Origin of the sequence: Acinetobacter sp. YH12086 (assembly GCF_013419345.1) — a bacterium.
Taxonomy (GTDB): Bacteria; Pseudomonadota; Gammaproteobacteria; order Pseudomonadales; family Moraxellaceae; genus Acinetobacter; species Acinetobacter amyesii.
Window position 1 is genome coordinate 498152 of sequence record NZ_VPAF01000001.1, and the last position, 23898, is coordinate 522049.

18 protein-coding genes are annotated in these 23898 nt (G+C 42.3%); 9 read left to right on the forward strand and 9 right to left on the reverse strand.

The genetic code is table 11. From position 1 onward, the window contains the following. Positions 1 to 187: 187 nt before the first annotated feature. From FTU29_RS02465 to FTU29_RS02485, 5 genes are all read right to left on the reverse strand, one after another. Positions 188 to 811, reverse strand: coding sequence for a molybdenum cofactor guanylyltransferase (locus tag FTU29_RS02465; protein ID WP_373423560.1), 624 nt, complete (start codon positions 809 to 811; stop codon positions 188 to 190). Continuing rightward, entirely contained in the window at positions 811 to 3603 is a 2793-nt protein-coding gene (locus FTU29_RS02470) for a nitrate reductase (protein WP_180120154.1), read from the reverse strand. Before FTU29_RS02470 ends, FTU29_RS02465 begins: the two co-directional genes overlap by 1 nt. Positions 3604 to 3894: 291 nt before the next feature. Continuing rightward, positions 3895 to 5505 carry a nitrite reductase small subunit NirD gene (gene nirD, locus FTU29_RS02475; protein ID WP_180120156.1) on the reverse strand — a complete coding sequence of 537 codons (1611 nt, stop codon included), beginning with the start codon at positions 5503 to 5505 and terminating at the stop codon, positions 3895 to 3897. 113 nt (positions 5506 to 5618) lie between these two features. Beyond that, positions 5619 to 8165, reverse strand: coding sequence for a nitrite reductase large subunit NirB (nirB, locus tag FTU29_RS02480; protein ID WP_218954838.1), 2547 nt, complete (start codon positions 8163 to 8165; stop codon positions 5619 to 5621). A 66-nt stretch (positions 8166 to 8231) separates the two neighbouring features. Continuing rightward, entirely contained in the window at positions 8232 to 9581 is a 1350-nt protein-coding gene (locus FTU29_RS02485) for an MFS transporter (RefSeq protein ID WP_180120158.1), read from the reverse strand. A 445-nt stretch (positions 9582 to 10026) separates the two neighbouring features. On the opposite strand from FTU29_RS02485, the gene FTU29_RS02490 reads away from it, so the two are divergent. Both FTU29_RS02490 and FTU29_RS02495 read left to right on the forward strand, forming a co-directional pair. Next, positions 10027 to 10614, forward strand: coding sequence for an ANTAR domain-containing response regulator (locus FTU29_RS02490; protein ID WP_078190882.1), 588 nt, complete (start codon positions 10027 to 10029; stop codon positions 10612 to 10614). A gap of 3 nt (positions 10615 to 10617) precedes the next feature. Beyond that, positions 10618 to 11613, forward strand: coding sequence for an ABC transporter substrate-binding protein (locus FTU29_RS02495; RefSeq protein ID WP_180120159.1), 996 nt, complete (start codon positions 10618 to 10620; stop codon positions 11611 to 11613). Positions 11614 to 11690: 77 nt separating this feature from the next. Here FTU29_RS02495 and catM read toward each other — a convergent pair whose 3' ends face one another. Beyond that, complete coding sequence (gene catM, locus FTU29_RS02500) at positions 11691 to 12614, reverse strand: cis,cis-muconate-binding transcription regulator CatM (RefSeq protein ID WP_180120161.1); 924 nt, start codon at positions 12612 to 12614, stop codon at positions 11691 to 11693. A gap of 103 nt (positions 12615 to 12717) precedes the next feature. Here catM and FTU29_RS02505 point away from each other — a divergent pair, with 103 nt between their 5' ends. From FTU29_RS02505 to pcaD, 6 genes are all read left to right on the forward strand, one after another. Continuing rightward, positions 12718 to 13827 carry a muconate/chloromuconate family cycloisomerase gene (locus tag FTU29_RS02505; RefSeq protein WP_180120163.1) on the forward strand — a complete coding sequence of 370 codons (1110 nt, stop codon included), beginning with the start codon at positions 12718 to 12720 and terminating at the stop codon, positions 13825 to 13827. 20 nt (positions 13828 to 13847) lie between these two features. Continuing rightward, positions 13848 to 14138, forward strand: a complete 291-nt coding sequence (gene catC, locus FTU29_RS02510) for a muconolactone Delta-isomerase (protein WP_078190886.1) — start codon at positions 13848 to 13850, stop codon at positions 14136 to 14138. A 158-nt stretch (positions 14139 to 14296) separates the two neighbouring features. Then, entirely contained in the window at positions 14297 to 14983 is a 687-nt protein-coding gene (locus FTU29_RS02515; RefSeq protein WP_078193765.1) for a 3-oxoacid CoA-transferase subunit A, read from the forward strand. A 19-nt stretch (positions 14984 to 15002) separates the two neighbouring features. Beyond that, entirely contained in the window at positions 15003 to 15653 is a 651-nt protein-coding gene (locus FTU29_RS02520) for a 3-oxoacid CoA-transferase subunit B (protein WP_180120164.1), read from the forward strand. Positions 15654 to 15779: 126 nt separating this feature from the next. Further along, positions 15780 to 16985, forward strand: coding sequence for a 3-oxoadipyl-CoA thiolase (gene pcaF / locus FTU29_RS02525; protein WP_180120166.1), 1206 nt, complete (start codon positions 15780 to 15782; stop codon positions 16983 to 16985). A 66-nt stretch (positions 16986 to 17051) separates the two neighbouring features. Then, positions 17052 to 17831 carry a 3-oxoadipate enol-lactonase gene (gene pcaD, locus FTU29_RS02530; RefSeq protein ID WP_180120168.1) on the forward strand — a complete coding sequence of 260 codons (780 nt, stop codon included), beginning with the start codon at positions 17052 to 17054 and terminating at the stop codon, positions 17829 to 17831. Between the two features lie 637 nt (positions 17832 to 18468). Here pcaD and FTU29_RS02535 read toward each other — a convergent pair. From FTU29_RS02535 to FTU29_RS02545, 3 genes are all read right to left on the reverse strand, one after another. Further along, a complete protein-coding gene (locus FTU29_RS02535) occupies positions 18469 to 19707 on the reverse strand; it encodes a CaiB/BaiF CoA-transferase family protein (RefSeq protein ID WP_180120170.1) in 1239 nt (412 codons plus the stop codon). Positions 19708 to 19757: 50 nt separating this feature from the next. Then, the gene (locus tag FTU29_RS02540) at positions 19758 to 21185 is read right to left on the reverse strand and encodes an MFS transporter (RefSeq protein ID WP_180120172.1); all 1428 of its coding nucleotides are present in this window, start codon (positions 21183 to 21185) and stop codon (positions 19758 to 19760) included. 209 nt (positions 21186 to 21394) lie between these two features. After that, a complete protein-coding gene (locus FTU29_RS02545; protein ID WP_180120174.1) occupies positions 21395 to 22615 on the reverse strand; it encodes an acyl-CoA dehydrogenase in 1221 nt (406 codons plus the stop codon). Between the two features lie 246 nt (positions 22616 to 22861). Here FTU29_RS02545 and FTU29_RS02550 point away from each other — a divergent pair, with 246 nt between their 5' ends. Further along, positions 22862 to 23797 carry a LysR substrate-binding domain-containing protein gene (locus tag FTU29_RS02550; RefSeq protein WP_180120176.1) on the forward strand — a complete coding sequence of 312 codons (936 nt, stop codon included), beginning with the start codon at positions 22862 to 22864 and terminating at the stop codon, positions 23795 to 23797. Positions 23798 to 23898 lie beyond the last annotated feature (101 nt).

Genomic DNA, 23898 nt, shown 5'->3' on the forward strand with positions numbered 1-23898 from the left:
AATAACTAATAGCAATTAAAAATATAAATTGCCGTTAAGCCCATTATTTAAGGTATAAAAGCAGTCTGTTTTATCTCTAGATATCATGCTCAAAAGCTTCATATTGGCTGTAGATTTTCTCTCTGGGTTCAAAAACAGCACATTAGGCTCATTATTTGAAATGAAAGCTCCGCAAAAGGTACAGCTTTTAGAAAAAATTCAGCTGACGGTGCTGCTGCAGCTCATCTAGAGAGTTAATGCTGTGAAAAAAGAGTGCATTATTTTGAAAACGTGCAACTTGCATGTGCATTTCGGCAAAACAGCCTTTTAAACTGCGCTGTTTTTGATCAAGATGCACCTGCAGCATTGTGAGACTGCTTCGTTTCAGCAAACAAAATGGATACAGCGCTTTGCCATTAATTTCCACTACAGCTACTTCACACAAGGGATCCCGCTGCATGGCCTGATGCAATCTCGAAAGCACTTTCTTCGGGATATAGGTCACATCGCACGGGACAAACAAAACATAATCAGACTCAACATGTGACCACGCGCTTTTCATCCCCATCAATGGCCCTAAAAATCCGGCTTCATCATCTTGATAAAAGCAGATCGAGGGAATGAGCCGTTTATAAATCGAATGATCGCGATGGCTGTTGATCCAGACATTTTCAGCCCGTGATTTCAACTGCTGATGGATCTTAATCAGCTGAATTTCATTATCAAATTTTTGCAGCACTTTATTCATGCCGTTCATTCTGCGGGCCTGACCGCCCGCCAAAATAACCAAGTCTGTTTCTGGATAGCCTACTGATTTGGTGATTTTCTTCATCATTCTGCGTACTCCGTCTGACAGGCTTTAATTAAGCCTCGAATTTCTGATAAGCACGAACCGCAATTGCCGCCAGCCTTTAAACATGCAGTAACTTGTTTTTCATGGCTAATATTCTTTTCTTTAATGGTTTCGATAATGGTATTTTTACCGACTTTAAAGCAGCTGCACACCAGCGGACCTGCACTGTTGGTCATGTTCATCGGCTGACCTGCAAGCAGCGCTTTGCGGTGCATTGCGCTTAGTCGTTCACGCTTAAACATGCCAGCAATCCAATCACGGTCTGGCAGCATAGAGCGTTGCGCAATATATAGACTGGCAATTAAATGCCCATCTTGCAGCACCACGGTATGACTCAAATCGGCAGTTTGATCTTCCAAATTCAGCCATTCAAAGCTTTCATCGGTAAATGGCAGTAATGTTTTCAGCTGCTGAACCGTGTTTCTAAATTTTTTACGATCTGCCAACTCAAAACGTGTCGCTTTCGCTGTTTTAATTTTGGTCCACCACACCGTGTTTTGAATGGTGTTTTGCACCATTTGCTCAAAGCCGTCACGTACATACAGTACACCTTGCCACTGTGTATAAAACGGCTGTACAAATACAGGTGTATGTTTAAATTCAGGCTCACCAGATAGTGCATCGACCACAGGATTCACCACTTTGCCAATACGCGCATCCGATGCGACTTGGTCATTCCAATGAATTGGCGCAAAAATTTGACCGCGTCGAATTTTACTGCTGACCTGTGCACGTAAAATACATAAGCCCCAGTTAGATTTCACCTCAACCAGTTCACCATCTTTAACACCAAACTTCAGTGCATCTTGCGGGTGTATTTCACAAAATGGTTCGGCGATATGTGTACTCAAGTTTGCAGATAAACCCGTACGGCTCATGGTGTGCCATTGATCACGGATACGGCCAGTATTTAAAACCAGCGGATATTCGCCGCAAATCTTGTTCAAAGGGTCAATAGCGGTTGTTGCTACAAACTTAGCTTTGGCATCGGCATGGCTGAATTGGCCTGCTGCAAACAAACGGCTGACTGCATCAGCGCTCTGATCTAACTGCCAAACTGGCCATTGCACGGGCTTTAATTCAGCATAATCTTGTGCAGATAACTTACTTAAACCCTGCAAGTTAAAGTAGCGAAAAGACTCAGTGGTATCACGTTGATCTAAAGGCGCATTTTGATAAGCAGATAATTTTGCATGTTCAATAAATATGTCATAGCTGCTGCTGTAGTCAAAACCGCTATAACCCATCTTTTTCGCAACTTGTGCAATAGACCACCAGTCTGCTCTGGCTTCACCCGGCGCATCTAAAAAAGCAGTTTGACGTGAAATACGGCGTTCAGAATTGGTAACGGTTCCGTCTTTTTCACCCCAGCCCAATGCAGGTAAAAGCACATCTGCATATATTGCTGTGTCTGTGTCTTTGCAAATATCCGACACCACTACAAACTCGCATTGCTCTAAGGCACGTTTGACTTGATCTGCATCTGGCAAGCTAACTACAGGATTAGTAGCCATAATCCAGATGACTTTTATTTTGCCGCTTTCAACCGCCTGAAACAGATCAACCGCTTTTAATCCCGCTTTATTGGCAATAAATGGACTTTGCCAAAACGCTTGTACTAATGCCTGATGCGCTGTGTTATCGACATCTAAGTGCGCAGCCAGCATATTGGCTAAGCCGCCAACCTCGCGGCCACCCATTGCATTGGGCTGACCTGTCATAGAAAAAGGCGCTGCACCTAATTTTCCGATTTTGCCAGTCAGCAAATGGCAGTTAATAATACTGTTGGCTTTGTCTACACCGCGCGAAGACTGATTAACCCCCATCGAAAATAGCGACATAACTTTGTCAGTTTGCGCAAATTTTTCAAAAAATAGCTGTAATTTTTCTAAAGAAATACCTGTACGCTCAGCAACTGCTGTCATAGAAGCTTCTGTTTTACTTTGCTCCAGCGCTTGCGCCAAACCTTGAGTATGTTTGGTGATAAAATCTACATCACTATGATTATTTTGTACTAAATACTGCAGCAAACCGTTGAACAGTGCGACATCTTGCCCCGGTAAAATTGGCAAATGCAAATCTGCAGCCTCACAGGTACTGGTAAAGCGCGGATCAATGACCACCACGAACAAATCACGTTCTTCTTTGGCTTTCATAATGCGCTGATACAGCACGGGATGGCACCATGCTGTATTGGATCCGACCAGCACCACCATATCTGTATGCTCAAAGTCTTCATAGCTTGCTGGTACAAGGTCTTCACCAAATGCACGCTTATGTGCCGCCACAGCCGATGACATGCAAAGCCGTGAATTGGTGTCAATATTTGCAGTACCTAAATAGCCTTTGACAAATTTGTTAACGGCATAGTAATCCTCCGTCAGCAGTTGGCCCGACACATAAAAAGCGATGCTTTCACGTCCGTAAAGATCTATACATTGCTGAAATTTTTCGGCAATCAGTGCTGTTGCTGTGTTCCAATCTGTAGCCTGACGAGTATGAAATGGTGATGTTTGACGCCCAAGCATCGGCTGTAAAACACGTGTTTCTAATCCAATCGTATCGGCTAAGTTACTGCCTTTAATGCACAGCTTGCCATAGTTTGATGGATGGTTCGCATCGCCAGTCACGCTTACTTTTTGCCCTAAAGCTGTCTGTTCAACTGTTGCGCTCACGCCGCAGCCGACACCGCAATATGGACAAGTGGTTTGCGTTGTTTTAATTTTATTTTCTGTGGAGCTATGCAGTTCCACTATCGGGATGCTATTCACTTCTGCTGGCTCCTTTTCCAAACTTTTTTAAACACTTAACACGCTCGAATCGGTGTCTTTTCATTTACGTTTATATTTAAAGGTCAACATTCGGTTCGACCTACTTTTCTTTCGGGAAAAGTAGGCAAAACCATTGTCATCCGCTGAACTCGTCCACTACCGGCTTCTAACAGATGTATTGCAAATACATGACTATTCATCTGCAATCCTGCCTTAAACAACAGCGGATGACGTTATCGCGTATCCAATGACGATTTAAATCTTGTATCTTTTTTTATCAGGGCGATTCCGTTACCCTGCTTTCTTTAATGCAAAATCCTTACCAAACAGCAATTTGTTTCGGATACTTGAAATTGGAGTTTGATCTGAAATCAATTCTGCATACCATGCCCCGTCTTCAGTATCGCCAAACAGCACAGCACCAATCACTCTATCTTTTTGAATAATAATGCGTTTATAGATTTGGCGTTTTTCATCATTCAAAATAATGTCTTCAAAATCATCCAACGGTTCAAAGTTGCCTGCAGAAAAAACATCACAGCCGCTGACTTTTAACTGCGTCGGAACCGTAGGCGCTTTGAAGGTTAAGCTGCCATGTTCGGCCAAATGCGATGCACAAATGAATGCCTGTCCCCAAAGCGGTTCAACTAAACCGAAAGTTTGGCTTCGGTGTTCAATACATTCACCCACCGCATAAATACTCGGATCAAAAGTTTGCATGGTGTCATTCACCATGACACCGCGGCCGCAGCGCAGTCCTGCACTTTGCGCAAGCTCAATATTCGGACGAATACCCACCGCAAAAACCACAAGATCTACATCTAAAACAGTACCGTCTTGCAAACGAAGCTGCTTCACATGGCCATCTTCACCCATCAACTCTTGGATATTTGCTGCGGTCATGATTTTTATACCTTTTTGTTCAATCGCATGATTGAGCATTAAGCTGGCTTTTTCATCTAACTGACGGTCCATAATACGATCCATCAAATGCAGTACTGTGACATTCATGCCACGCTGTTTCAGGCCATACGCAGCCTCTAGGCCAAGTAAACCGCCGCCAATCACCACTGCATTTTGCTTAGATTTACAGTAATCCAGCATGCGGTTTACATCATAAATATCACGGAAGCTGAGAACACCTTTTAAGTCAGTTCCCGGTATTGGCGGAATAAACGGCTTAGAACCTGTCGCTAAAATCAGACGGTCATAATCGATGACCAAGCCTTTTTCTGTGTATACCTGCTTACGCGGACGGTCTATGCGTACCGCCGCATCACCTGCTACAAAACGGATATTTTTGTCTTTATACCAAGCATGTGAGTGCAGCATGATATCTTCAATGGTTTTATCACCTGAAAGCACAGGTGAAAGCATAATTCGGTTGTAATTACCCCAAGGTTCTTCGCCTATGACTGTAATTTCATAACGCTCTGGCGCCATATCCAGCAGATCTTCTAAGCAACGCATACCTGCTAAGCCATTGCCGACCAAAACAAGTTTCATCAACTCAGACGATGGCGCGTTATTGGTAATATAGGTTTTTTGAGCAGTTGGACTAATCAGCACACGGCCATTTTCAATTTTGCTTGGAAAAACCAAGAGTTTTTGGTCTTTATCTTCTAAGCAGCGTCCAGTAGCAAGGCTGAAATGCTGTTTATAAATGGGTGATGCAACAACACGTTCACCCTGCAAGTCACCAATAATACCGCGGGACATAACATAGGCTTGGCTAAATGGGTCTTGATTGCTCAGTGCATAAACCCGCTTTTCTTCACCGACACGGAATATCGCAATTTGCTGATTTTCAATCAGTGCACCCACACCTGTATTTGGCGTAATATCATCTAATGCACAAATATCAAACCAGTCTAAATCATTCATTTCTTTTAAAATTGTCATATTCTTCATCCTTTTTTAAACTTCTTTTAGTTCACCATCTTTCGTTTCCGCTTTAACGAGAAACCGAATAAGGATGTAAATCAAATAAAAGAAGTTTTAAATTCGTTATTCTCTTAAGCTTCAACCACTGGAATGCGTGACGAATCGCGTTCAGCTTCTGTTTTGGGTCTGATTTGACCGCGAACGGATGCAAACTGAATATGCGGATCATTTTGCTGTTCTGCTTTTGCATTCACGAAAGTCACAAAGCGTTTACGTACTTCAGGATCTTCTACAGCAGTACGCCATTCATCTTGATATGTACCCACAACATGGCTCATACGGCGTTCAAGTTCACCCGCTACGCCAAGCGAATCATTCACAACGACATCTTTCAGGTAATCTAAACCGCCTTCCATGTTGTCGCGCCATACAGAAGTACGCTGCAAACGGTCTGCTGTTTGAATGTAGAACATAAAGAAACGGTCAATGTATTTGATCAATGTTTGCGTATCTAAGTCTGATGCCAAAAGCTCTGCGTGACGTGGCTTCATACCGCCATTGCCGCATACATAAAGGTTCCAGCCCTTTTCTGTCGCAATCACGCCCACATCTTTACTTTGCGCCTCAGCACATTCACGGGTACAGCCCGACACAGCCATTTTCAGTTTGTGCGGTGAGCGAAGGCCTTTGTAGCGGTTCTCTAAATAAATCGCCAAGCCGACTGAATCGTCCACGCCATAACGGCACCAAGTACTGCCGACACAAGATTTCACCGTACGCAGTGATTTGCCGTAGGCATGGCCAGACTCAAAACCAGCAGCAATCAATTTTTCCCAGATTTCAGGCAGTTGATGCACTTGTGCACCAAACATATCAACACGCTGACCGCCTGTAAGTTTGGTATATAGACCATATTCTTTGGCAATTTGACCCACGGCAATTAATCCGTCCGGAGTAACTTCACCGCCAGCCATACGAGGTACTACTGAATATGAACCGTCTTTTTGAATATTGCCGAGGTAGTAGTCATTACTGTCTTGCAGGCCCGCATGGCTTGGTTTAAGTACAAAGTCATTCCAGCATGACGCTAGGATATTGGCTGCCGTCGGTTTACAGATATCACAGCCTAAACCATGGCCATGCTGTTGAATCAGGTCATCAAAGGTTTTGATTTCGTTCACACGTACCAAGTGATAGAGCTCTTGGCGTGAATAAGCAAAGTGTTCACATAAATGGTTATTTACAGTTACACCTTGACGCTGAAGCTCCGATTTAAGTACTTGAGTGACTAATGGCGCACAGCCGCCGCAAGCTGTTGCAGCTTTAGTACATTTTTTCAATGCGCCTAAAGAAGTCGATCCGTCAGCAATGGCTGAACAAATATCTGCTTTAGAGACGTTGTTACATGAACAAATCGTTGCGCTGTCTGGCAGCAGATCGACACCGCTTCCGCCCGATTTACCTGCAGATTGTGCATAGCCAGGCATGATTAGGCTTTCTGGGTTTTCTGGAACTTCTAAGCCATTCAGCATCATTTGCAGCAGGTCATTGTATTCTTTAGCACAGCCCACCAATACTGCACCTAGCAGCTTAGTTTTCTCTGCATTCACGACAATTTTTTTATAAACCTGAGCTGCTTCATCTGCATAGAAATAGCTTAAAGAATTTGGTGTCATTGCATGCGCATCGCCTACAGATGCAACATCAACTCCCATCAGTTTCAGCTTGGTGCTCATATCTGCACCAGCGAAAAGCGTGCAGTTTTGTTCCATCACATGCTTTGCTGCAATACGTGCCATGTCATAGCCCGGCGCAACTAGGCCATAAATTTTATTTTGCCAAAGCGCACATTCACCAATGGCATAAATGTCAGGGTTTGAAGTTTGGCAATAATCGTTAATTACAATACCGCCACGCTCACCAATGGCTAAACCACTTTGGCGCGCTAATTCATCGCGTGGGCGGATACCTGCAGAGAATAAGATGATGTCGGTTTCCAGTTCAGAATCATCACCAAACTTCATTACATGCTTCGCATTTGCACCGTCTTCAATGCAAGATGTTGCTTTTTGCGTATGGACTTTAACACCTAGATTTTCAATTTTCGAGCGTAAAACTTTACCGCCTAGATCATCAATCTGAACTGCCATTAAGCGTGGTGCAAATTCAACAACATGGGTTTCTAAGTTTAAATCACGCAGCGCTTTTGCTGCTTCTAAACCCAATAAACCGCCGCCGATCACCACACCTGTTTTAGCATTGAAGCTTGCGGCACGGATGGCATCCAAGTCTTCAATGGTACGGTACACAAAGCAGTTTTCACGCTCATTGCCTGGAATTGGCGGTACAAAAGCGTATGAACCTGTAGCCAGTACTAATTTGTCATAAGAAAGAATATCACCGTGATTGGTCGTGACCGTTTTATTACGCTGATCAATTTCAACCGCTTTGGTGCTCAGGCGTAAATCTATACCGTATGCATCAGCAAAGTCGCTGCGGCAAAGGGTTAAGTCTTTCGCTGACTTGCCGCTGAAGTATTCAGTTAAATGCACACGGTCATAAGCAAGACGCGGCTCTTCAGCTAAAATGGTTAATTCAACATCATCACCTGCGTGTTCCAGTACAGATTCGATAAACTTGTGGCCAACCATGCCATGTCCAATCATGATGATTTTCATATTCTTTCTCCGCAATATTTTCTTTTGCACAGCCTAAGCCTCTTTACGCTTAGGCTGCTATTTGTATTAGTTTTGAGCTTCAGCTAGATTTCTTTCATTCACAGCTTGTTCAAACAGACGCTGTTCTTTTTCTTTATGCTCTACAGAGAAGCGGATCATCAGTACACAGCTGGCTGCAATCACCACCAAACCGCCAAGCACCATCAGCGTGGTTTGTATATCCAGCATGCCTTTAAGCAAAAAACCTGCAGCCACTGCACCTACGTTTCCGCCTGCGCCGATAATGCCTGCCACGCCGCCTAAAGCATCACGGTCAATGAATGGCACCAAGGCATAGGTTGCGCCGCACGCCATATGGGTGAAGAGCGCAAAGACTGTCATGGCAAGAATGGCGAAGATTGGCGTGCTCATTTGCGAGAACAGTATTAAAAACAGTCCTTCTAGCAGAATCATCGCAAACAGAACTTTGGTACGGCCATCCAAGCCTTTGGTAGTCGCGACTTTGTCTGAAACAATGCCGCCGAGCGCGCGGGCAAACAGTGCCAATAGACCGAAGATCCCTGCTGCCATACCCGCTTCTTTTAATCCAAATTGGAAGTTGTCGACGTAATACAGCGCAATAATGTTGTGAATAAAGATTTCTATACCAAAGCAAGCTGCATAAGCGCCAAATAAAATCCATACGCGATAGTTACGTGCAGCGTGCATGAGAATGGCTACACCGCCTTTTTTATCTGAACCGACTGCAACGCCTTGTTCACGCAGTTCTTTAAAGTTGCCTTGCGGGCAGTCTTGGGTAAATTTCCAATACAGCGCGCCTACGATCAACATCATCACACCAGGAACGATTAACGCTATGCGCCAGCCCATCGCTTGCTCTACACCAAACATAACGAGTGCGCCAAGCAATAAAGGCATGAGGGCTTGAGTTGCACCGCCGCCGGCATTACCCCAGCCTGCTGTTGCCGCATTGGCTGTACCCACCACATTAGGCGCAAACATAATGCTAGTGTGGTATTGCGTGATGACAAAGCTTGCGCCGATCGCACCGATCAGCAAGCGGAAGAAAAGAAAAGATTCATAGCTATTCGCAGATGCAACCCCAAAGACTGGGATGCTGCCGACAATTAATAATGCTGTGTAGGTCTTACGCGGGCCATATTTATCACATAAAGGGCCGACAATCAGGCGGACTAAAATCGTGATTGCAACCGCTGCAATATTAATATTGGCAATTTGATCTTTAGTCAGGTGAAATTCGCCTGCAATCACTGGCATCAACGGCGCACAGGCAAACCATGCAAAGAAGCAAACAAAGAATGCGAGCCAACTCATGTGGAAGGCCCGCATTGCTGCTGAAGAAAAATTAAATAGACTTATTTTTGTGGCTTTTTTGGCATTTAAATTTGAAGACATAACCTTCTCCTGACTGAACTGAACGCATGAATTACTCGGTTATGTCGCTAACACATAACAGAGTCGATCAGAACGGACGTCGTTGGCCGTCTAACAAATTTTTAGAGTCTTCATTGACTCAACAAGTATTAAGCACGAGCCATGCCAAGTTTTTATTTTCGACTTCAATTAATCTTTACATTGCGGCTTTGAACGCCGACTTGTCAGAAATTAAGCGAATTAAGGTAAATAGATAGTCAATGTGCCTATAGAGATGCAGCTAAATGTTCAAGCGTGGTTCAGCCCTGCACAAGATCAGTGCATGGAAATGGTTCAATTTAAAAATGCGCACATAACTATGCTCAAACATAGAAGCAGATTTATATTTTGTATTGCCTTAAAATTTGGCATTTAAATTGCTTAGAAAACTCAATACGTATTTGTTTGGCTCTGTCTGAGCGTTTGCATGCCAAAACTAAAAATAGCCCTAATTGATGATGATCAAGAACGCGCTGAATTTATTCAAGCCTCATTAATTCAACATGACTTTGATGTGGTCGCCAGTTTCATGATTGATCATTTAAATATGTCATATCTGCAAAATATTCAGGCAGATGTGATTTTATTGGATATGGATCATCCACATCGCGATGTCATTGAAAGCTGTGTCAGCCAATTTGACTTACCGACTGTTCTGTTCACTAAAAATTCGAGTCTTGAAATCATCCGAAGCGCGATTGATGCGGGTGTCACGGCATATATTGTCGATGGTATTGACCCTGCACGTTTGAATAGCATTTTAGAAATTTCGATTGAACAATATAAAAAGCATAAAAAACTGCTGAATGATTTGGCTGAAACCAAGTGCAAACTGGCCGATCGAAAAGATATTGAAAAAGCCAAAGTGCTTTTAATACAAATGCATGGTTTAACCGAAGATCAAGCATTTAATTTGCTGAGAAAAAATGCCATGAGTCACCGTATGACGATGGGTGAAATGGCGCGCCGACTGCTTGATGCGCAAGCGCTGTTACAGTCTCAATTTAAGGAATAAACCATGCAAAAGCTTGAAAAAACTGATATTCAATTGGGCTATATTCCTTTACTTGACTGTGTTGCTTTGCTCTGGGCAGAACATCAAGGTTATTTTGCGGAACAAGGGTTGAACGTCACGCTGACTCAAGAACCATCTTGGGCAAGTTTACGCGACCGTCTAGCTTTTGGTTTTTTAGATGTAGCACACTGTTTATCGGCCATGCTGCCTGCGTCTGTGACGGGCAAAGACCATCTCGGCATTCCCTTACAAACCTCTCTTACACTCAGTACTAACTGCGCTTATATTAGTTTGAGTCAAAAGCTGTGCTATGAATTAAATATCCATGCTTTAGATCTACCAATTAATTCAGCAGAGAAAATCGTATCTGCGATAAAACAGAATCAAAAGATTCAGTTGGCGCATGTTTTTCAGCATTCGATTCATCATTATATTCTAAGAGAATGGCTGGCACTTGCAGACACAGAAATTGCTCAAACGCAAACGTTTTCAACTTTACCACCGCCTTATATGGTCGAAGCAATATCAACGCAACGAATTGATGTATTTTGTGTCGGAGAGCCGTGGAATACGCAAGCTGAAATACAAGGCTATAGTCGTATTATCGTCAATAGCCAAGATATTATTGATCATATTCCAGATAAAGTTTTGGCTTTTACCCATGATTGGGCAGAAAAACATCCTAATACCTTAAACGCAATCAATCTTGCCATCCAAAAAGCCCAAAACGATCTGCTTCAACAAACGCATTTTTCTGAAATATTTTCTTTGTTAAAGCAATATCACATCATCCGTTTTGATTGTTCTGAGCAGATTCACGTCGAGGCTTTTCATCGGATCAAAAGCATCATTCAAAATTTTGGCAAGAGCCAAGCGCCACAAACGTCAGATTTTGAATGGATGATTCAAAAAATGCAGCAATATGATCAATTGAATATTGAAGATGAAAAGGTTTTTGAAATAGCTCAGTCTTGTATTTATCAGGATGCTTTGGGCTGAAGTGATTGATATTCCATAAGACCCTATCATCTGAATAGTGGATCTTGTGTTACATCGACCATGAAACCTTAACTTAGTTATGCATCTGCATCGATGGCGCGCAGATCGATATTTTCTTCAACAAAGATTTCACGAATGCAATCCAGTATCTTTGGAATGTAATTACTATGATCCATATTGCGCACCGACAAAGAAATTGGACTATAGGCTTCCAAATCTAAGATTGGGATGTACATCAAATTTTTCATCCCAATATCACTGGCACTTTCAGGAATCAGAGAAATGCCCTCTCCCGATGCCACCAAGCCCAAAGCCATATGAATTTCACGCACTTCGGTTAAATGTTTAGGCACAAGTCCTAATTCGGTAAAAATGGATTGGATGAGGGTGGAAAAATTCGGTTTAGGTGTCGTAGGGTAGGCAAAAATTGGTTCATCTAAAATTTGAGAAAGATAAATGCCTTTGTCTTTAAATTCAGCCAAATGATGATTTTTATGTATAGCTAAACGTAGCGCTTCTTTTCTTAATAAAATACGTTTAATAGACGGATCTGTTAATCGCAGTCGTCCAAAACCAATATCAATTCGACCGGTTTTTAAGGCTTCAATCTGGTCGCGTGTACCACATTCTATGAGTTCAACATGAATATCTGGGTTGCGTTGTCGAAATAAATAAATTATTTGCGGCAATAATGCGTATAAAAGCGAACTGACATAACCAATGCGGACAGTTTTATCGACGGCATTAATTCGCTGTGCCATGGTTGTGGCCTGGGCAGTATGCGTCAATATCTGTACAGCATGCTCATAAAAGAACATACCTGCTTCTGTGGTTTTCACGGGTCTAGAACCACGCTCAAACAAGGTAATCCCCAGTTCTTCTTCAAGTTTTTGAATTTGGCGGCTCAAAGGCGGCTGAGCAATACATAATTTTTCTGCTGCCTTGGTAATACTTTGCTCTTCAACCACGGTGACAAAGTAACGTAAGTGCCTTAATTCCATTTATATACCTTTTAAGTATCTAAAAATACCAAAATCGCTCTAGTTAAAGATATTACATTAAATTAGGGTATATAAATAGTTGGATAGATAAGAAATACGCAAGATGTATAAGTCGATTGAAACCCTGCTCGTGGAAATCCCAACAATCCGTCCGCACAAGATGGCTGTTGCAACCATGCAAACGCAAACCCTTGTTTTGATTAAAATCACCACCGAAGATGGTTATATCGGTTGGGGTGAAGCGACGACGATTGGTGGTCTAGGCTATGGTGAAGAAAGCCCTGAAAGCATTCGTACCAATATTGAAACTTATTTTAGTCCTTTACTGAAAACCCTCACTGGTTTGAATGTTGCTCAAACCATGCAAGCCATTAAACGTAATATTAACGGCAATCGCTTTGCTAAATGTGCCATTCAAACGGCGCTACTCGATATTTTGGCGCAGCGTTTAAATCTGCCTTTGAGTGAATTATTGGGCGGTCGTTTACGTGACAGCTTACCTGTTCTTTGGGTACTTGCATCTGGCAATACGGAAAAAGACATTGCCGAAGCACAAAAAATGATTGCGGCAAAACGACACAATATTTTCAAACTTAAAATCGGTTCACGCCCCGTTGAAGCTGATGTTGAGCATGTTTTAGCCATTAAAAAAGCATTAGGTTCAGACATTTCTATACGTGTAGATGTCAACCGTGCATGGTCTGAACTAGATGCCATTAAAGGCATTCAATTGTTACAAGATGGTGGTGTCGATCTGATTGAGCAGCCTTGTGCAATCGATAACATTGACGCGATGCGCCGTTTAACTCGTCGTTTTGATATAGCCATTATGGCAGATGAATCATTGATGGGTCCGCAAACGGCATATCAACTTGCGCGGCACAATTCTGCCTCTGTTTTTGCAGTCAAAGTTGCACAGTCTGGTGGTTTAATCGAAGGCTGTGAGGTTTCTAAAATCGCCAAACTTGCGGGTATCGATTTATATGGTGGAACCATGCTTGAAGGCCCTGTGGGCACTATTGCATCGGCACATGCATTTTCTACATTTGACAATTTAGCTTATGGCACAGAGCTTTTTGGTCCATTGCTGTTGACTGAAGAAATTTTAAAAAACCCACTTCAATATCAAGATTTCGAACTCAAGATTCCGACCACAGCCGGTTTAGGGATTGAAATTGATGAAAACAAAATTGATGACTTACGTCGTAAATAATATTTAGCTAGGAGTGAGAAATGCTTTTCCAAGTACGCATGGATGTCAATATTCCATTAGATATGCCAGTCGAAAAAGCCAATGAAATTAAAGCTGTAGAAAAAGCTTATTCACAAGATCTACAACGTCAAGGTAAATGGCGCCATATCTGGCGCATTACTGGTCAATATTCAAATATCAGTATTTTTGATGTTGAAAGCAATGAAGAGTTACACAACATTTTACAAGGATTACCCCTTTACCCGTATATGAATATTGAAGTTATGGCTTTAAATCGTCATCCCTCTTCTGTTCGTAGTGATGATAGCTGATGCGATTGGATTCCAATTGTGTAGCACATGATTGAAGTCCATTGATCTGCATTTTTATTTAAGTTTGTAAATATTTGAAATAAAAGATTATCTGCCTTGTATGACTGAAGTGGTTAGTCAGGTAAATAGTTTTATCGTTCTTGATGAAGGATCGTAGCATGATTGATAAAAGTACCGCTTCCTTAACAGAAGCACTTTCTCAAATTAAGGATGGATCTACCATTATGATTGGCGGCTTCGGTACGGCTGGTCAGCCTGCTGAACTGATTGATGGACTGATTGAACTTGGCATCAAAGATCTCATCATCGTCAACAACAATGCAGGGAATGGTGACTATGGATTGGCTAAATTACTCAAAGCCGGTGCTGTTCGTAAGATGATTTGTTCTTTCCCTCGCCAATCCGACTCTTGGGTGTTCGATGAGCTATACCGTGCAGGAAAAATAGAACTTGAGCTTGTACCACAAGGTAATTTGGCTTGCCGTATCCAGGCGGCAGGCATGGGTTTGGGTCCAATTTATACACCAACAGGTTTTGGTACGTTGTTGGCAGAAGGCAAACCTACACTCAATTATGAAGGCAAAGATTTTGTCCTCGAAAATCCAATTAAAGCTGATTTTGCTTTAATCAAAGCTCATCAGGGCGACCGCTGGGGCAACTTGGTTTACAACAAATCAGCGCGTAATTTTGGCCCCATTATGGCCATGGCGGCAGATGTGACGATTGCTCAAGTCTCAGAAGTGGTTGAACTTGGTGCATTGGACCCAGAGCACATTATTACCCCTGGCATTTTTGTACAACATGTTGTTGCTGTTCAACCTGCACAGCTTGAGCAATCTGCATAAATCACGTGAGGAAAGAACCATGAGCTATACCAAATTAACCCGTGATCAAATTGCAGAACGTGTTGCACAGGATATTCCAGATGGTGCTTATGTCAATTTAGGCATTGGCTTACCCACTAAAATTTCAAATTATTTACCATCAGACAAAGATGTGTTTCTACATTCAGAAAATGGCCTTTTGGCTTTTGGTCCTCCTCCGGCTAAAGGCGAAGAAGACCCTGAATTAATTAATGCAGGAAAAGAGTTTGTCACTATGCAAACGGGTGGCTGCTTTTTTCATCACGGTGACTCTTTTGCCATGATGCGTGGCGGGCATTTAGATATTGCAGTATTAGGCGCTTTTCAGGTTGCCCAAAATGGTGACTTAGCAAATTGGCATACTGGTGCGCCAGATGCAATTCCTGCTGTAGGAGGTGCAATGGATTTGGCTGTTGGGGCGAAAAAAGTCTTTATTACTACAGACCATGTGACCAAAAAAGGTGAACCGAAAATTGTCGCTGAATTGTCATACCCTGCGACAGGCCTGCAATGTGTCGATCGTATTTACACAGATTTGTGCGTGATTGATGTAACAGTTGAAGGCATGAAAGTGATTGAAAAAGTTGAGGGTCTGAGCTTTGACGAATTACAGTCAATGACCGGTGCAAAGCTGATTGATGCGACAGCTTAAAGCAAAGAGTCCCTCCTTGATTAAAGGAGGGATTTAGGGAGGATTAATATTCAAAAATTAACTTCCTGTAAATCCCTCCCAACCTCCCTTTAAAAAGGGAGGAGCTGAGTTTTTAGGATTTATAAAATGAAAAATGCCTATATTATTGATGCAATCCGCACCCCTTTCGGTCGCTATGCGGGCGGTTTAGCAGCAGTGCGTACCGACGACCTAGGTGCCTTACCTATCAAGGCACTGATGCAGCGAAATCCAAGTATTGCTTGGGAGTCTGTTGATGACGTGATTTACGGCTGTGCGAACCAAGCCGGTGAAGATAACCGTAATGTTGCACGAATGTCGTCGCTACTCGCAGGTGTCCCTTTTCAAGTTCCTGCTACAACTGTGAACCGACTTTGTGGTTCATCACTTGATGCAATTGCGATGGCAGCCCGTGCAATTAAAGCAAATGAAGCAGACTTAATTATTGCTGGTGGTGTAGAAAGTATGTCCCGTGCACCCTTTGTAATGGGTAAATCTGAAAGCGCTTATGGACGTAGTCAAAAGATTGAAGACACCACCATGGGCTGGCGTTTTATCAATCCAATACTCAAACAAATGTATGGCGTGGAAACCATGCCTCAAACTGCTGAAAATGTGGCAGAACAATTCAATATTAACCGTGCTGATCAAGATGCTTTTGCCTTAGAAAGTCAGCGCCGTACAGCTGCTGCACAAGCCAATGGTTTTTTTGAGAAAGAAATCATCTCTGTAATCATTCCACAGCGTAAAGGCGACCCACTGATAGTCGATACAGATGAGCATCCACGCGCATCGACGACAGCAGAAGGTTTGGCAAAACTCAAACCTGTGGTGAAAGCAGATGGTACGGTAACTGCGGGCAATGCTTCAGGAATCAATGATGGTGCGGCTGCACTACTGATTGCTTCAGATGATGCTGTTAACAAATTTAAGTTAAAGCCACGAGCCAAAATTATTGCGGCAACGGTGGTGGGTGTTGAACCCAAAATCATGGGCTTTGGTCCTGCGCCTGCCATCAAAAAGCTATTAGCTCAAACAGGTCTAAGCCTTGAACAAATGGATGTGATCGAGCTGAATGAAGCTTTTGCGGCTCAAGCCTTAGCGGTTACCCGTGAATTAGGTTTAGAAGATGGTGCTAAACATGTTAATCCAAACGGTGGCGCTATTGCTTTGGGTCATCCATTAGGTGCATCTGGAGCACGTTTAGTCACGACTGCATTAAATCAGCTTGAGGAAATTTCAGGTCAATATGCCCTCTGTTCGATGTGCATTGGTGTCGGTCAAGGCATCGCTTTGATTATTGAACGTGTTTAATCCTCAATAAAAGTCCTCCTTCTCATAGGGGGATTTAGGGGATTTATAAAATTAAGGATTCAAAACATGCCTACATTTATATCCAATGATGCAACGATTAATTACGCAACTTTTGGTGACCACACACAACCTGCGATTGTCTTTTCTAACTCTTTAGGCACAAAGTTCAACATGTGGCAGCCTCAGATAGAGGCGCTGCAGCAGGATTATTTTGTCATTTGTTATGATACACGTGGTCATGGTGCATCTTCTGCCCCTCAAGGGCCATATAGCCTTGATCAATTGGGTACAGATGTCATCCATTTATTGGATCATTTAAGTATTCAACAAGCCGCATTTTGTGGAATATCGATGGGTGGTTTAACAGGCCAATGGCTTGCAATACATCATCCTAAACGCTTTAACCATGTCATTATATGCAATACCGCTGCAAAAATTGGGCAAGAATCAGCTTGGAATGAACGTGCGCAGTTAGTCCGTCAACAAGGTTTGAAACCAATTGCAGAAACGGCAGCATCACGATGGTTTACAGAACCCTTTATCCAAAGTAACACGGCAACTGTACAATCTTTGAGTAACGACCTCGGAGCTGGCAGCCCAGAAGGTTATGCAAGTTGTTGTGAAGCTTTGGCTAAAGCGGATTTACGCAATGAAATCTCGTCTATTCACGTACCTGTATTAATTATTGCAGGTCAACAAGACCCCGTAACCACAGTTGCAGATGGTCAATTCATGCAAGAACACATTGCAAATAGCCAATTATTTGAAATTAATGCATCGCATATTTCAAACATTGAACAGCCAGATGCATTTAATCAGGCTTTGCAGAATTTTATACAGCAATAATAAGCAGCTGAACAAATTCAATGTAATGTTATTAAAATAGAGCCTTGCGATTGTGCAGGGCTTTATTTCGTTTGAAGGCTTTGATTTAATGTCCGTTCTTAAAATAAATGGACAATTAGAAGAATGATTCATCTATATAAAAAACGGATCAATATTGCTTTCTAGTTTAATCATTGGCTTTAGTTCTACGATTTCTAATGCAGATGTTACAACTCAGCGTATTAAGGATATAAAGACTTATACTCTCGCCAATGGAGGTGGTATCGAGATCTTTCTGTGCAATTAGTAGACTTGAAAAATAGGCATATAAATGCTTATTGCCTGCAGCTTTGCGGAAATTGGTTTGTGGATTCCAGAATTTTAAAGTTATAGCTTAAAGAAAAAATATCAAGGCGCAAAAGTATGGACATCTCTTTCATACGAAAAAATAAAGACCGTATTGCAGGCCCAAGCTTTAATGAATAATTATACTTTATCTAGATAAATTAACATTAAAAGCACTCCGTAAATGAATATTGATATTGAAAAAGACCGAAGTATTGGAGTCCTTCGGTCTAAACTTTTAACTCCACTCATTCCACATAGGCGTTTAAGCCCATATATTGAAGAATAGTTTGAAGAATAATCCCATAAAATTTTAAGCTGCAGGATGATTGAGTTGATCAATGATACCTTGTGCAGCCAATTCATTTAATTCAGCTTCAGTTTTAAATTGGGACAAAATTTCGATTGTGTGCTGCCCTAACTGCGGCGGTGCATGACGGTATTCTACAGGCGTATCAGATAATTTCATCGGTGATCCAATCACTTTAAAATCATGATTTAAAGCATGTGGAATATTCACCACCATTTGACGATGTTGAATTTGCGGTTCATTTAATGCGTCTTCTACAGAGTTGATTACACCCACAGGCACTTTTACCGCATGAATCGCATCGACCCAAACTTGAGCATCTTGAGTCAGAAAATAGGCACTCAATAATGGAATTAATTCCTCACGGTGCTTCACTCGATCTTGATTACGTAAATAGTTTGGTTGATCTAACAGTTCTGTATAGCCAATCGCAATACACAAGTCTTTAAATTGCTTATCATTACCACAGGCAATAATAAATTCCTTATCTTTGGCTTTAAAGGTTTGATACGGCACAATATTCGGGTGATTATTTCCCATACGCTTGGGTGCTTTACCCGAGGTCAAATAGTTCATACCTTGATTGGCCAAAGCCGCCACCTGTACATCGAGTAATGACATATCGATATATTGACCGCGTCCTGTATGCTGCCGCGCCAACAATGCAGCCTGAATGGCAATCGTTGAGTACAGTCCGGTCTGAATATCGACCACAGCGACCCCCACCTTTTGTGCGCCACCACCGATTACATCATCAGATTCACCAGTAATACTCATCAAACCGGAAATACCTTGAATGATAAAGTCATAGCCTGGTTCTTCCGCACGTGGACCATCCTGACCAAAACCAGTAATTGAGCAATATACGATATTTGGATTTAGCGCACTGAGCGATGCATAATCCAAACCATATTTGGCAAGTGAGCCTGCTTTGTAGTTTTCAATCACGACATCTGCCGTTTTAGCAATTTCACGGACTAGGGCTTGCCCTTCTTCACTAGCAATATCAATGGCTACAGAATATTTATTGCGGTTCGCACATTGGTAATAGCCTGATTCTTTCGTCGCTTGACCTTGCTGATTTGGCATCCAAGGTGGTCCCCACATACGTGTATCATCCCCGACTTTTGGACGCTCAATTTTGATTACCTCTGCACCTAAATCAGCCAAAATTTGACCGCACCAAGGACCTGCCAAAACACGGCTTAAGTCCAATACACGAATTCCTTTTAATGCACCCATAGTTCACTCCAGATGTGCCATAGTATTGAGCTATGGCACAGATTTTTTATTTATTTTACTGTTGCAGTTTTTGCAGACGCTTTTTGCTCTGCTTCAGCGACATGTATATCTAAACTTGCCAGTTTTTCTTTTTCCGCATCTGAAGAAAGTGATGCTTGCTGGGGATCATATTGACGTTCACGAATGAACAAGCCCGGAATAACACCTGCAATAAAGTACGCAGCACCCATTACAATAAAGGCCATAGTGAACGATCCGCCAGCGGCAATCATACCAATGGTTGCTGGTGCTATGGCTGCGCCCAAACGTCCCATATTGTAAGCACCACCAATGGCTGTTCCGCGTACATCCGTAGAGAAACTTTCTGCCATATACGTTGCATTTACACCGTATGGAATACCGTATAGGAAACCGAAAGTTACGAGTAAATAGGCGATGTTGGTTGGTGTGTTATAGAAAATGATGATCGGTAAGAATGCTGCCGTAGCTACCGTACCAAACACAAAGGTAATACGACGTCCGAATTTGTCAGCGGCATAGCCTGCTAAAATTTTACCCAAAATCATGGCGGTATATGCACCTACCATATAGCCAGTCATGGCTTTAAAGTTCATGCTGAGTTCAGTTTCTAAATACGTTGGCATCCAGTTGTTGACACCGTAATAACCGAATTGTAGAAATGCAGCGGTCGACATCCAAAAGAAGAACATTTTGCGATGATTGGTATGTCCAAAAATATGTTTATAAATACTTTCAGAAGGCGCATTTTGATTGGCTGCAGCATGTTGCTGTACAGGCTCAAGTTTTAATTCACGGCGTTTTAGCTGCTCAATTTTTGCTTCCTGCCAAGATTTTGGTTCAGGAACAAAACGCATAAAGATCAGGGCAAAAGCAGCAGGAATAATTGTGACATAAAATAGCATCCGCCAGCCGTGATCTGGAATAATGGCACCCGCCATCAGCGTTGCAACGATATAACCCACGGTTTGACCGGTTTGCAAAGTCCCAAGTACCGTTGTGCGGTATTTGGTTGGTACATATTCTGCCATCAGCGTATTACACGCCATGTAAAGAGAACCCAGTCCAAAAGCGCCAATAAAACGTAAAATTAAAAATTGTTCATAGCTTTGGGTAAAGCCTAAAATACAGGTCATGATTGAGAAAAATACTACCGACCAAGCAATAGTTTTCACACGGCCAAATTTATCGCACGCCCATCCACCCGAAATACCACCCAGCGCCATCCCTGCTAAAGAAGAACTACCGAGCATTCCGGCTTGAAATGTACTTAAACCAAATTCAGCCTTTAAACTGGTCAGGCTGAATGACAGCAACATGATGTCTACACCATCAATCACCAAAGAAATAAAGGCAAAAATAAAAGCCATTTTCCAAGTGTTGCTTGTAATACGATGCATCGTGCCCACGTTAGAAGGCAATTTGAGCGTTCCTGCTCCGTTTTGCATTTCGTTATTCATTTCCTTGTTCCTCATTTTCCCAAATGAGTCATCGGCATTCCTATGTCTGCACATTTGCCTTTTTTATTCTTTTTATTTCATCACTGCTCAGGCTATTGCACAGAGTTACAAGAGTGTTTCACGATGAATCCTTTATTGATTAAGTTTATTTTTGCATAAAAAGTCTCTAAGGCACTCTATGCAGAGCACCTTATCGATATATAATTCAATTAGTTACTAAAAGCCGCGATGCCTGTTTGTGCACGACCTAAGATCAGTGCATGTACATCATGCGTTCCTTCATACGTGTTGACGACTTCGAGATTGACCAGATGGCGGGCAACACCAAACTCATCAGAAATGCCGTTACCACCCATCATGTCACGCGCAACACGGGCAATATCTAAAGCCTTGCCACAGTTGTTACGTTTAATGAGTGATGTGCCTTCTACAGCAGCAATGCCTTCATCTTTCATACGTCCAAATCGAAGCGCAGCTTGTAAACCCAAGGCAATCTCAGTTTGCATATCTGCCAGTTTCTTTTGAATCAGCTGATTCGCTGCCAATGGTCGGCCAAACTGTTTACGGTCCATAGTATATTGGTGCGCTGTATGCCAGCAGAATTCTGCGGCGCCCATTGCGCCCCAAGCGATACCATAACGAGCACTATTTAGACAGGTAAATGGACCTTTTAAACCACGTACTTCTGGAAAAGCATTCTCTTCAGGGACAAAGACATTGTCCATCACAATTTCACCGGTAATCGATGCACGTAAGCCAACTTTACCGTGAATTGCTGGAGCAGATAGACCTTCCCAGCCTTTTTCTAAAATAAAACCACGAATGTCACCAATATTACCTTCAGGCGATACTTCTTTCGCCCAAACAACAAACACGTCGGCAATTGGGCTGTTGGTAATCCACATTTTTGCACCCGTGAGACGATAGCCACCTTCGACTTTTTTTGCACGAGTAATCATGCTACCTGGGTCAGAGCCATGATCTGGTTCAGTTAAACCAAAACAGCCAATGTATTCGCCTGTTGCCAGTTTTGGTAGGTATTTCTGTTTTTGCTCTTCAGAGCCAAATTCATTAATTGGCACCATCACCAAAGAACTTTGAACGCTGGCCATTGAGCGGTAGCCAGAATCCACATATTCAATTTCACGCGCAATTAAACCGTAACTAACATAGTTTAGACCTGCGCCGCCGTATTGCTCTGGAATCGTTGGGCCAAGTAAGCCAAGTTCGCCCATTTCTCGGAAAATAGATGCATCGGTTTTTTCATGGCGGAATTGTTCGAGTACACGTGGCTGTAAACGCTCTTGACAGTATGCATGCGCAGTATCGCGAATCATGCGTTCTTCTTCAGTTAATTGCTGTTCCAAAAGAAACGGATCTTGCCAGTTAAATTGTACTTTTGGTTTTTTTACATTGACCATTTGATTCATCGCATCCTCTGCTTTTTCGGGCTTTCTTTGTTTTATTCGATGCTATGTGTGAAAAGTGATTCATTCAAACGATTAATTTGCATGTAGATATGCGCCTTTCGCATACCTGAGCTTTGTTCGCGGCGTATTAAGCACTTTAGCCACTGATTTAAGCGATGGATTGCTTTATTTATAGACTATAGTGGTATATGAAAATCATTCTTATATGCCATTTTGTGATACCTCTCGATAAAAAGGACTTTATCTATGCGGCGTAATATTCCATCATTGCAAAGCTTAATTTGCTTTGAATCTGCTGCAAAACACGCAAGTTATACGCATGCTTCTCAAGAGTTATTTATTACGCAAAGTGCTGTGTCACGCCAAATTCAACAGCTAGAAGAATATCTAGGTGTCACGCTATTTAGCCGAACGCGTCACGGTGTAGATCTCACAGAAGCAGGCAAACAATATGCAAAAAGTATTAAACCCTTTTTGCAAGGCATCGAAAAAAGCACCTCTGATATCATGACGCACAAAGGCTTAGGCGGTACTTTAAAGCTGGGCGTTGTGCCAACCTTTGCCACACGTTGGCTGTTGCCAAAATTAAATAATTTAAATGCACAGCATCCTGAAATTACCGTGCATTTAGAAACCAGTACCAAACCTTTTTTATTTAATGAAAATGTCTTTGACGCGGCTATTTTTGCAGGAACGCAACAGCAAATTGAGCATTGGCCCGGCATTCAAGCGCATTATTTAATGGATGAAGAAGTGGTTCCCGTTTGTTCACCCAAATTGATTGAAAACAACTTTCCACTTGCGGAAATGACAGATGATCAAAGTTTTAATTTAAGCGATGATGAATTGCTTCAATTACCCTTATTACAGCAAACAACCCGTCCAAGTATTTGGCAAGAATGGTTTCAAGCCCATCAGCTTCAGCATCCCAAACCATTTGATGGTCAGCGACATGAATTATTTTCTATGCTTTCTGTTGCAGCCAGTCATGGCATGGGAATGGCACTGATTCCACAAATGCTGATTGAAGCTGAACTGAGAAAAAAAGAATTGGTGATTGCATCAAATAAAAAATTGCACGGTAGCCGAAAATATTATTTAGTCCACTCGAGCCAAGACAGTTCACCGCAAATACAAAAATTTGTCGATTGGGTGCTACAAGAATTGCACCTGATCAGTTGAAGTAATCGCTATATTTTGAGTACAGTAAATTCGCTGAATTATTCGTTCAATACATGTAACCGTACCTAATGGACGCATCAATTAAAATATAAGGCTATAAT